Source organism: Flavobacterium undicola, from assembly GCF_009909155.2.
Lineage (GTDB): Bacteria > Bacteroidota > Bacteroidia > Flavobacteriales > Flavobacteriaceae > Flavobacterium > Flavobacterium undicola.
In genome coordinates, this window is sequence record NZ_JAAAPM020000036.1 from 1 (window position 1) to 12,029 (window position 12,029).

Annotated in this window: 6 protein-coding genes; 1 reads left to right on the top strand and 5 read right to left on the bottom strand. The window is 34.1% G+C overall.

Going from position 1 to position 12,029, the window contains the following annotated elements; all coding sequences use genetic code 11:
- Window positions 1–110: 110 nt before the first annotated feature.
- Entirely contained in the window at window positions 111–686 is a 576-nt protein-coding gene (locus GTZ96_RS15965) for a helix-turn-helix transcriptional regulator (RefSeq protein WP_235973019.1), read from the top strand.
- An 82-nt stretch (window positions 687–768) separates the two neighbouring features.
- On the opposite strand, the gene GTZ96_RS15970 is transcribed toward GTZ96_RS15965, so the two are convergent.
- From GTZ96_RS15970 to GTZ96_RS15990, 5 genes are all read right to left on the bottom strand, one after another.
- Window positions 769–3,234 carry a glycoside hydrolase family 3 N-terminal domain-containing protein gene (locus GTZ96_RS15970; protein ID WP_161644908.1) on the bottom strand — a complete coding sequence of 822 codons (2,466 nt, stop codon included), beginning with the start codon at window positions 3,232–3,234 and terminating at the stop codon, window positions 769–771.
- A 62-nt stretch (window positions 3,235–3,296) separates the two neighbouring features.
- Entirely contained in the window at window positions 3,297–5,384 is a 2,088-nt protein-coding gene (locus GTZ96_RS15975) for a beta-galactosidase (protein WP_207720198.1), read from the bottom strand.
- Window positions 5,385–5,420: 36 nt separating this feature from the next.
- Entirely contained in the window at window positions 5,421–6,887 is a 1,467-nt protein-coding gene (locus tag GTZ96_RS15980) for a glycoside hydrolase family 30 protein (RefSeq protein WP_161644909.1), read from the bottom strand.
- Between the two features lie 375 nt (window positions 6,888–7,262).
- Window positions 7,263–8,738 (bottom strand): RagB/SusD family nutrient uptake outer membrane protein, encoded by a 1,476-nt coding sequence (locus GTZ96_RS15985; protein WP_161644910.1) that lies wholly within the window; start codon window positions 8,736–8,738, stop codon window positions 7,263–7,265.
- Between the two features lie 10 nt (window positions 8,739–8,748).
- Entirely contained in the window at window positions 8,749–11,775 is a 3,027-nt protein-coding gene (locus tag GTZ96_RS15990; RefSeq protein ID WP_161644911.1) for a SusC/RagA family TonB-linked outer membrane protein, read from the bottom strand.
- Window positions 11,776–12,029: the final 254 nt, after the last annotated feature.

The window sequence follows — 12,029 nt, forward strand, 5'->3', positions numbered from 1 at the left end:
AGCTTTGCAAGCTTCATCATTTGGCAATTCTTTTATAAAGTTTAGTATGCTTTGTCCTTCAAATACTTCCATAACGACTGTTTTTAAAGACATAAAAATACAGAAACTAAATGACTAACTCAAAAAACAAATATTATGAAACCATTGAGCAAAGAAGGTTATATCTGGAAAAAGAATCAAAAATCAGACAAGAACAATACGAGCTGGAAAAAGAAATTGAAAAACTAAAAAAAGACAAGCTTAAAACTAAGATTCTAGCAAAAGACAAGGAGCTAGTCAATAATTCTTTACAGGTAGTAAATAAAAACAAACTTCTAAACGGAATCATCCATAAACTAAAAGACATTAATACAGAATCATTTGATGAAACCACTAAATCCCAATTTACCAAATTAAACAGAAGCATTGAAAAAGAGGTAAATACAGACAAAAGCTGGAAAGATTTAGAAAAACACATCAAAAATGTCCATTATGATTTTTTGAAAAGATTAAAAGAAAAACACCCAACAATTTCACCAAGAGAATTAGATTTAGCTACTTATTTACTAATGAATATGTCTACAAAAGAAATTGCAGAAATCATGAATGTTTCAAGTCGAGGAGTTGAAGTTTCCCGTCATCGTTTGAGAAAAAAAATGGGTCTGGATACAAAAGAAAATCTCGTTAGTTACTTGATGAGTATATAAAGAAAAGAGGCAGCCTAAAGGTTGCCTCTTTTCCTACACTACATACTTTTACATACTTTTAATATAACCTAATAATCAATATCTAGTGTTTCAAATCAGTAAACAGAGCATCAAGCGCAAATGCAGCATGGGTTTTCTCCACTACTTTTTCTTTTTCTAATATGAATTCAGCTGTTTGTTTAATATTCAAAGATGATGCACCAACAGCCACTTTATACTTTCCTGCTTCTGCAATCCAGGCGTTTTTATTTGGAACAAAAGAAGCTAAGTTTTTAGTATTTAATGTCAAGATGATTGTTTGACTTTCTCCCGGTTGTAGCAACTTAGTCTTTCCAAAAGCTTTTAACTCTTCTCTTGGTTTATCAATTGATTTTTCAGGTGCAGACAAATACAATTCGACTACTTCTTTACCTGCAATTTTACCCGTATTTGTTATAATAACCGAAACCGTCATTTTATCATTAAATGTTTTTGAACTCAATATAAGATTCGAATAATCAAATGCGGTGTATGATAAACCGTATCCAAATTCATACGATGGCTTAACATTGAATGTGTTAAAATAACGGTATCCAACATAAATACCTTCTCCATAATTAACACTCGTAGGATTTTCGGCTGGTGTTCCAATCCAATTTTTGGTAGCTGCTGCATCTTCATAATTCACGGGGAAAGTCATCGTTAATTTTCCTGATGGATTTATTTTTCCCGAAACAACATCTGCAACAGAATGTCCTCCCTCCTGACCTGGCTGCCAAGCTAATAAAATTGCATCTACTTTATCTTTCCATGATGCCGTTTCGATTACACCACCTATATTTAAAATAACCACTACTTTTTTTCCTTTGGCATGAAACGCTTTTGAAATTTTATCCAGCATTTCAATCTCTTCATTTGACATATTAAAGTCATTGTCAACCACTCTATCTCCACCTTCTCCGGAATTCCTTCCTAAAGTCACGAATGCAATTTCAGAACTTGCTGCTTTTTTAGCAATAAGAGCATCATCCATTTTAAGCTCAGGAAGTCTTTCTGACAAAGCCAAAATTCCTTTTTTTTCTCTATTTTCTTTTTCTGTGGCACTTTCTTTTTCAGCGTGAGGCGTGTACAAATCAACTAGTTCTTTATCTAATTTGTAATTTGCAGCAGTCAGACCTTCCAAAAGAGAAACTGTGTGTTTATTGTTCACACTTCCGCTTCCTGTTCCGCCTGTAATCCAGGCATAAGAAGTGACTCCGAATAAAGAAACTTCTTTTTGTTTGTCAGTAAATGGCAATGTATTATCCTCATTTTTAAGCAAAACCATTCCTTCCGAAGCAGCGTTTCTGGTTACTTCTGCATTTTCTTTTAAGTTTGGCTTATTGGAATACTTATAGTTATTCATCACCGGCGATCTCATCACCAGTTCCAAAATCCTTCTTAAATCGGTATTAATTACTTCTTTAGTTAATTTACCATTTTTAATATTTTCTAAAATAGCTTTTTGCTGGCTAGGTAATCCCGGCATCAATAAGTCATTTCCTGCCGAAAGTTGTTTTACAACATCACTAACAGCATCTTTAGAAGAAATAGATCCAAATCCATTATAACCACCAAACCAGTCTGACATAACCAATCCTTTAAATCCCCATTCCTCACGCAGCACTGTAGTCAATAAATCTTTTCGGGCTGATGTGTACTCTCCATTCACTAAATTATAAGAAGACATTATTGTCCATGGCTGGGCTGTTTTGACCGCGATTTCAAAACCTCTTAAATAGATTTCACGCATGGCTCTTTCGCTAATGTGAGCATTAATCCCCATACGATTTCTCTCTTGATTATTGGCAGCAAAATGTTTAATTGAAGTTCCAACACCGTTTGATTGTATACCATTTACCATCGCAGCAGCAATGGATCCTGACAACAATGGATCTTCTGAATAATATTCGAAATTTCTTCCACACAATGGATTTCTGTGGATATTCATACCTGGCCCAAGCAATACATCTACACCATATTCTTTTACTTCATTCCCCATGGCTTTCCCAACATTATTAATCAGCTCTTCATTCCAAGTGGAAGCCAAAGCAGTTCCAACAGGAAATGCCGTTGCATAATAGGTATTGGTATCATTATCTCTGGTTGGATTAATTCGTAAACCAGCTGGTCCATCAGAAACAATGACTGCAGGAATTCCCAAACGTTTTATTTCATAAGTTCCTCCAGCTTCTCCAGGGACTTTCCCTTTATCAGCTCCCGGAATAATCGTAAAAGTGTTCATATCAAAACCAGGCATTCCAATCCCAATGAGCATACTCGCTTTTTCCTCATCGGTCATTTTATTGATTAAGTCTTGAATTCGATCTGCTACAGCAAGACGATAATCTTCATAAATATCCAATTTTCCGTTTTTGTTTAAATCCATAAAAGTGAATCCGTTTATCGTAATAATTGGATTTTTCTCAACCTTGCCATTTTCAGTTTTTTGATTCCATGAAATTCCTGAAACTACTAATGTAGAGAGTAGTGATACTTTTGCTATTTTCTTGATATTGCTAAAATTCATATTTAATATTATTTGATGTTTATTATTACCTATCTTTTTTTTACTTAACGAACTATCCGGAATTAGTTTTCCTCAATTACTAGCATTCCCCATGGAGCAAGATTGATTTCTGAATTCTTAACCACTTTTTCTGAACTAAACAAATCCGTTCCATTTTTACCTTGGGTGTAAGTAAAAGTTTTGGCTTGCGCCGAATAATTAAAAAAGTATCGGATTGTTTTTCCCTGATTGTTAATCCCTGATTTTGTAATCAACGGAAAATGTAATTTTTGATCTTCATTCCACAAACCGGCTTCTTTCAAACTGCCTTCCAGAATTTTCTCCATAAGATTATCTCCTGGCATAAAGCCAATATAGGTCACCGTTCCTTTCCCATAATTGTTTTGAGTAATTGCAGCATAATTATTCCATTGTGGATGATCGTATTTAGCCAATACTTTTGCAGTTGTAGGAGTTAGCAATTCCATCCAATACTTTATTTCATTTTTGTCTTTCCCTAGCTGAAATGGGTCGTCTTTTAGTGATACATTTTCCGGAATCACAAACTGACTATAGCTCACACCCGCAGCCTCATTTATAATTCCGGGCTGAATAGTATTGCGTACCGTTACATTTTCATCACTAAAACCACTTTTGAAAGTATAAATAATACGCCCTCCATTTTTTGCATAAGCATTCAGTTTTTGCAACAATGCATCTGGTGCTGCATACAAAGCGGGTACAATAATCAACTTGTATTTTTCAATATTTAATGATGACGGATCTATAAAATCAACCCCGACATTCATTTTATACAAAGCATCATACATGGGACGTAAAACATCATTGTATTGTTCTTTGGCTCCCCATCCAAAACTAAAAGCGTTAAAAGCAGTTTGAGCTTCATTACTAAAAAGCACCGCCACCTCATTCGTTTTTTTAAGACTGGCTATTTTCGAACCTATTTTTTTAAAATCACGACCAATGGTCATCGCTTCATTATAGGTAGGATTGGGCTGAAAATCATGACTCAATAATCCTTTCCAATACGTCTCGGCAGAATTATGAATCGAATGCCAATGCCAATACTCTAACATATTAGCTCCAGAGGCAATATGACTAAATGCCTGTAACTGTAACTGTCCCGCATAAGGCACCCATTGCGGAAATCCTTGTGCTTCAGTTTCAATAACCAAATAGTTTTGACCATTTTTCATCGAACGTGCCATATCTCCACCAAAAGAAATTTCAGTACCCGTTAAATGATCTTGTGTGGGATGATAAATATCTACTCCTGCTATATCCATCGCTTTTGCGGCAGCAAAATGATCTACATCGCCTTGTATTCCATACGAATAACCTCTCCAATCAAAATCGAAATTTTGAGTAACAAACTGCTCCGGTTTTTTATATTCACGAACAATAGCCGCCTGCCACGAAAGGAAATCAGTAACTAAACCACGTTGAAACTTAGAAAATTCAGCTTTCAATCCGGCGTTAATTGTCCCTACCATAGAAGGAAATTCTTCCCATGAATTAATGCGATTACTCCAATAATCCAGTCCAAAAGCTTTATTGACAGCTTCGGTAGTTTTAAATTTATTCTTCATATACTGAACAAATTGAGCCTGAACATTTGCACCCGCTGTGCCGTAATGTTTGGTTTCATTGTCAACTTGATAACCAATAATTGCAGGATGTCCTTTTACATGTTCCATGATTTTACGGATAATCCTTTCGGCATGAAACAAGTAGTCCTTGTTCGTGATATCCATATTTTGCCTGGCTCCATATTGATTTTTACCCATTTGGGTGGTAGCCAATATCTCCGGATATTTTTTAACTAACCAGGCAGGAACAGCATAAGTGGGAGTTCCAATAATTACTTTAATTCCTGCTTTATGCATGGCATCAAGAACCCTGTCGATATGACTAAAATCAAATACGTTATCCTGCGGCTCTTCGGTACTCCATGTGCTTTCGGCAATACGAACAACATTTATACCCGCATCCTTCATCATTTTTATGTCCTTATCTAACCTGTCATACGGCATATACTCATCATAATAAGCAACACCATAAAGCAATTCATTTTTGGGAGCCTGAGCATTTATAGAAGATACCGCTAGTATCAAAGCCATAAATCCTGTAATTTTTTCATATAAATTCATCAATTTTTAATTTAAGGATTGAAATTAAATGGAATCTTATTGCAACAAAAAGGTATTGTACGAATCAGCTTCTAATGTTGGTGTAAGTGTTTTTTCTCCCACTTTTATTTTAAACATTTTTTCTTTGGCACTATCATTTTGAACCACGATTACTACACTATTATCCGGGTTAACAAATGCTAATAAATTATCATAATCACCAGACGTTTCCAAACGTTTTGCTCCAGGTTTCACAAAATGACTAAGATGTTTCATTAAATAATATTCATAATTGTATTTGAAAGTTTTATTAATGATATCAACGCTTACCAATGAATTTTGTCTCCAGCCCCAGGTACTTATACCTCCTTCTTTCAGTGAAGCATTCCAGTACATATAAGCATTCGCTCCATTAGTTAAATAATGTTTCATTAAGCCCCAGGTATATCCGCAATATTTCCAATCATTTTTTCCATTCCCACATTCCTGTTCTGATTGGTATAACTTAAGATTCGGATAGTTTTTATGAATTGTTGGAATGGCATCTTTTCCAGCCCATTGAAAACCAACTCCTTTAATGGATTTATTAATAGTCGAATCACTCAAAATGGAATCGACTAATTTATAATTTGGACGTTCCATAGTACCAAAGAAGACATCTACTTTTTCCTGATTCATTGCTGGAATTAAATAATTTAAAAATCGAGATAAGCCTTTTGACGTCCAGGTACAGCTAGGAAAAACCTGTGCGGAATTGAATTCATTTTGTGGCATTACCATACTGATATTAATATTTTGGGCACGATATTCCTGAATGAATTTTGAGAAATACAAGCTGTACGCTTTAAAATATTTATCTTCCTGAATAAACATATCTTTCCCTTCAAAACCTTCTTGTTCTGGTTTCAATCCATTATCAAAGCCTTTAAAATCCATTCCCCATTTTTCTCTTGCTTCGTCTGCAACATCCTGAGGCATGTCTTTAGGAAATGGTTTTGAAGCATAATGTTTATTATACTTCATCCAGATAGGTGGCGACCATGGCGAAGCCCATAGTTTTATATTTGGATTGTATCTCAATGCACTTTTAATGAATGGAATTAGCGTTTGAGAATCATTTGCTATGCTAAAGTTTTTCATTTCAAAGTCAGCAGCTGCTTCATTATAAGAATACCAATTATTAGAAAAATCATTGGCTCCAACTGGCATACGGCAAATTGTAAAATTGGCTCCTACATTTGGCGAAAAGAATTCTTTTAATATCTTTTCTCTATCATTAGCATTTAAAACACTCAACGAAGTCCAGCCAAATTCATTGAAGCAAGTACCAAAACCGTCAATTTGTTGCAAAGGTTTATTTAAGAGCACTTCTGCATCCGTTTTTCCAGTTGTTAAACTCGCTTTTATATTCTTATGACTTTGCCATTGTTTGGCTTCTGTACTCGATATCCAGGTTATTTTGCTTTGCGAAAAAGAACAAAAAGTTGTCAGCAACAACATTAGAAATAGTTGTATATTTTTCATTGATTTATTATTGTTTATGCCGTTACAAAACCATATTTAATATTCACTTTCCACTAATTAAATTGAGAATAGCTTTCCTTATAGAAAAACATGCTCAATTTATACTGTATCCTTATGAAATTAAACAGGAAAATTTGAAACTGCTTTTTGATGAAATTTGAATTTGAAAACAATTTTAGAGCGTAATAAACGACAAGCTTATTGGTCTAAAAAACTTTAATTTTATGACATTATATTCCCTTACGGACTTGTTTTGTAGTACAACAAGTCCGCTCAGAAATAACAAAGCCAATAGGCTTTTAGTAAAAAAAAACACTGAACTTAATCTATTAACCAACCCAACAAATTAATCTTTTCAGTAATCTGAATACTTATTTAATATCCGGTATTATTAGGTAAAAGATTCTTGTTTATTTGAATATCTCCTAAAGGAACCGGTAACAACTTATGAAACCCTTGCATTCCATAATTAAGTGGTTGAAGACTTGAATTTACCTGACTGTTCATTAAATTCACCATGTTAATAGTTCCATTTGCATCAGCGCGCTTCAAATCATTCCATCTGGTACGTTCGTAAACTAATTCTAAACGTCTTTCTTTTAATACAGCCAAAGCTAATTCGCTCTTTGTAACTGCAGTAGTATTTGCTAATCCAGCTCTTGTTCTTATTCTGTTTAACTGAATTTTAGCTGCATCCAGATTTCCTTGAGTTCCAATTTGCACATTTGCTTCAGCTGCTAACAAAATAATATCAGCAAGTCTTATCATGATTAAATTATCGCCATTTGTCCAAGTATCACTATAGGAGAACTTACCACAGAACGGAATTGCCTGAGTTGGATTCCATGCATTGAAAGGCATATTGAAAGAAGCTCCTGTAACCTGCCAGTTAAAAGTAGATTTATATCTTTTACCGTTATCTCCAGCATCATTAAACGCTTTTACTAAATCATAAGAACCTATTTGACGTTTTGGCCAGTTATCAAATGGCCCATAAGAAAGCACATTTATCTTCCAAACATTATAAGGTGAACCTGTTGTAGGAACTTGTAATTCAAAAATTGACTCAGAAGTATTCTTGTTTGAAAGCCCCCATAATTTAGAATAATCAGACACCAAAGTGTAAGGTCCTTCATCAATAACTTTATTACAATAAATTAGACAATTTGGATAATCACCCATTTGAGCATAAGTTTTAGCTAATAATGCTCTTGCCGCTCCTTTTGTCGCTCTACCATAATCTCCATGATATGGATTATTATCTAACACTGCTTCTGCTTCTTTCAAATCCTTAATAATTTGAGCATATACTAAATCAGCACTAGTTCTTGAAGGATAGTAGTTTCCTGCGTTATTAGATGAAAGAACAAGCGGTACATTTCCCCATGATGTAACTAACCAATAATAAGCAAAAGCTCTCAAGAAAGTAGCTTCAGCTATTATCTGCGCTTTTCTATTGGTTCCATCCCATTTAGGATCATTAATAAGAGTTACATTGTCAATAGCCGTATTTGCCGCCGTTATATGTTTGTATAATTCTTGCCAACTTAATTGGATTTCACCATTGGAAGATGTAAAAGTGAAATTCTCCATTGGTTGTTCAACATTATTATCCCCATTGATATACGTATTATCAGACATACCCTCAGTCGTAAAAAAGTTACTGTATGAATAATAATCGGGCATTGCATTATAAGCACCATTCAATATACTTTCAGCATCAGAAGCTGTAGTTAAAGAACCAGCTGCCAGTTGAGACTCAGGAGATTTATCTAGAAAATCCTGAGAACATGACGTAAGTATTATTGCTAATACAAAGAAATGAGCGTATTTTAATATATTTATTTTCATAATATTTTTTTTAAAGTTGAATATTAACACCAGCTGTAAAAATCTTTGCTGCCGGATAAGTTCCTCTATCAATTCCAAGTGACATCAGTGATGAACCAGAACCCGCGTTTTCAGCCTGATTATTTGTTCCTTGTCCAAATCCGTTAACCTCAGGATAATATCCTTTGTAATTATGAATGGTAAATAAGTTTTGAGCAGTTCCATAAATTTTCAGTCCTGACAAGCCTAATTTTTCAACAAACTTTTTCTCAATTTGATAGCTTAAAGTAATATTTCTTAATCTAAAGAAAGAGCCATCTTCGATGTAATGTGAAGACACTTTATTTTGCAACATTGCTGCTGCACCAGTATTAGTTGTCCCATTTCCTAATGCTCTTGGAACACTTGTAATGTCACCTGCTTGTTTCCATCTGTTTAACACTTCAGTACTCTCATTAGCATATCCTGACAAAGCCTCAATTTCCATTCTTGTTGCATTGTACACTTTATTTCCTTGAACGGCATCCATTAAAAATGATAACGTAAGTCCTTTGTATGTAAATTCATTTGAAAAACCAACCGTATATTTAGGTAAAGCTGAACCTAAATTAACCAGTTCGTTACCATAAACTAAATTACCTGTTTGTGGATCAACACCTTTCGATTCGTATCCCCAGAATGTTCCCAAAGGATAACCATTCTTAATAATTTGAGTGTAAAGAGGCACTCCGCTTCCACCAATTGTTATTGGTCCTGTTTGAAAAGAGGTGCTGTCATCAATACCTTCGATACGATTTGTATTTTTAGAAAAATTCACATTAGATGACCAGGTAAAATTGTCGCCTTTAATAATATCAGCATCTAATGATAACTCTATTCCTTTATTAACATCATATCCAGGTAAATTCATTGCAGTAACAGAACTTCCTGTGGTTAAAGGCAGTTGTAGTGTAAAAATCATATCTTCCACTTTCTTGTGGTAATAATCAGCTGTGAAATTTAAACGACTATCAAAAAATCCTACTTCTAAACCGATGTTTGTTTGCGTTGCCGATTCCCATTTTAAATCTGGATTTCCTAATTGAGAAGCTGGTTTGATACCCGGAGCAATATCTGTAGAATTGTAGGCATAAGGAGCACCTACATTTAGTAAGCTATACGTTGGATACAACATAGTATAAGGAGGTAAATTACCTGTTTTTCCCCAACCTACACGTACCTTAAGATTTTGCATCCATTTTACGTTTTCCATGAATTTTTCATTAGAAATCTTCCAACCAGCAGATAAAGCAGGGAAATTTCCATAAACTACATTTGTACCTACTCTGGATGATCCATCACGACGGAAAGTAGCTGTAAAAAGATACTTATTGTCGTATCCATAATTAAATCTTCCAAAATAAGAATTTGTAGACCACTCATATTCTCCTGTTCCTATTTGAAAATCAGAACTAGCAGCATTTAAAGTCTGTACAGCGCTTGTTGCAAAACCCGCTCCATGTTGAGTTGAGTTTGAAATTGATTCATTCATTGCTGATGTTCCTACTATCACGTCAAAAGAATGTTCTCCAAATTTTTGTTTATAATTCAAAGTGTTATCCCATTGCCATCTAAAAACCTCATAGTAATTGCTATCAGCACCACCTTGAGAACTACGTCCATTCAAACTACTATATGGATCTAAGAAATAATCATATTTAGAATTTTGAACCACTCCGTTTAACTGAGTTTTAAAAGTTAAATTCAGAGGCAATTTAGCTTCAACATAAGTGCTACCTAATAAATTATTAGCAATAGTTTTATTTTCATTGTTATAAATTAATGCCAATGGATTTTCGCCAGAATAAAAATTACTCACCCCATAAACACCCGGAATAGGAGCATTTGACGGCATAAAAACCGGGATATACTCAGGAGTAACAAGGGCACTAAGAACAACTCCTCCAAAATTAGCAGAAGCATTATCTGTAATTGATCTTTGATTCGTTCTGTTGTAATTGATAGATCCTCCAAATTTTATCTTCTCAGTAACATCCTGATTCACATTTAAATTAAGCGAATAACGTTTGTAATTTGAACCTACAATAATACCTTCCTGATTTAAATACCCAATACCTAAGTAATAATTCCCAGTATCCGAACCACCCGAAGTGCTTACATTAACACTCGATTGAGCTGCAGTACGGTAAATTAAATCTTGCCAGTTATTGTTTGTCCCTGCCAAATCATAATAACTTGGAACATTAGGTGCAGTACCTAAAATCTCTGTTTGTAAATTAACCCATTGTGAATTATTTAATACTGGTAATTTTTTAACAATTTGTTGTACACCACCGTAAAAATTAATTTCTGTTCTAGGCTTTCCTTTCTTACCCTTCTTAGTGGTAATAAGAACAACTCCATTTGTTGAACCTGCAGCACCATAAATACCTGCAGCTGATGCGTCTTTCAAAATGTTAATTGATTCGATATTATTAGGATCAATCGCCTTAACGTTACTTGTAAGTACTCCATCAACAACATACAATGGTTCACCACCATTAGGTGATCCAATTCCACGAACACGAACAGATAATGCCCCACCAGGTGATCCTGATGATGATGAAACTTGTACTCCTGAAGATTTACCAGTTATTGCCTCAACAGCATTAACGATAGGTCTGGCTGAAACATCCCCAACTTTAACGGTAGAAATTGCCGAAGTCACATCTGTTTTCTTTTGACTTCCATAACCTATAACAACAACTTCTTCTAGTTTTTGAGATTCTGTTTTAAGTTTTATAGTGATATCCTTTCTACCATTGATTGGTTCTTCTATTGTAGCATAACCTACAAAGCTAATAGCAAAGACTCCATTTGAAGGAGCTTTAATTTCAAAATGACCATCAAAATCTGTAGTGGTAGATTTAGAGGTACCTTTAATTAAAATTGATGCTCCTGGAACTGACATTCCAGTTTCGTCAAGTACTTTTCCTTTTATTACAGCATCTTGTGCTTGTGCGTAAACTGAGAATAAGATAGACAAAAAGCAAAAAATAAACATTTTTGTTAATTTCATTTTTCTAAATTTTTTGGTTAGTAAATTAGTTATTTGATACAAACTTACCTATAAATTTATGTTATCAATAATTTTAAACTATTACAAAAACACATCAAATAACAAAAAAAGACTAGACAAAAACACATCAAAATTTAAACAAATAACTGATTTACAATCATTTAATATTTTATATAGCACTGTTATTAAAACGTTAAATAAATAAAAAACACTACATTTATATAAACATTAGATATAATGAAATATAAAAGAGA

Bases quoted from the DNA above. Each gene is read 5' to 3' on its own strand.
- GTZ96_RS15965 (WP_235973019.1), top strand. From the start codon at position 111: ATGACTAACTCAAAAAACAAATATTATGAAACCATTGAGCAAAGAAGG.
- GTZ96_RS15970 (WP_161644908.1), bottom strand. From the start codon at position 3,234: ATGAATTTTAGCAATATCAAGAAAATAGCAAAAGTATCACTACTCTCT.
- GTZ96_RS15975 (WP_207720198.1), bottom strand. From the start codon at position 5,384: ATGAATTTATATGAAAAAATTACAGGATTTATGGCTTTGATACTAGCG.
- GTZ96_RS15980 (WP_161644909.1), bottom strand. From the start codon at position 6,887: ATGAAAAATATACAACTATTTCTAATGTTGTTGCTGACAACTTTTTGT.
- GTZ96_RS15985 (WP_161644910.1), bottom strand. From the start codon at position 8,738: ATGAAAATAAATATATTAAAATACGCTCATTTCTTTGTATTAGCAATA.
- GTZ96_RS15990 (WP_161644911.1), bottom strand. From the start codon at position 11,775: ATGAAATTAACAAAAATGTTTATTTTTTGCTTTTTGTCTATCTTATTC.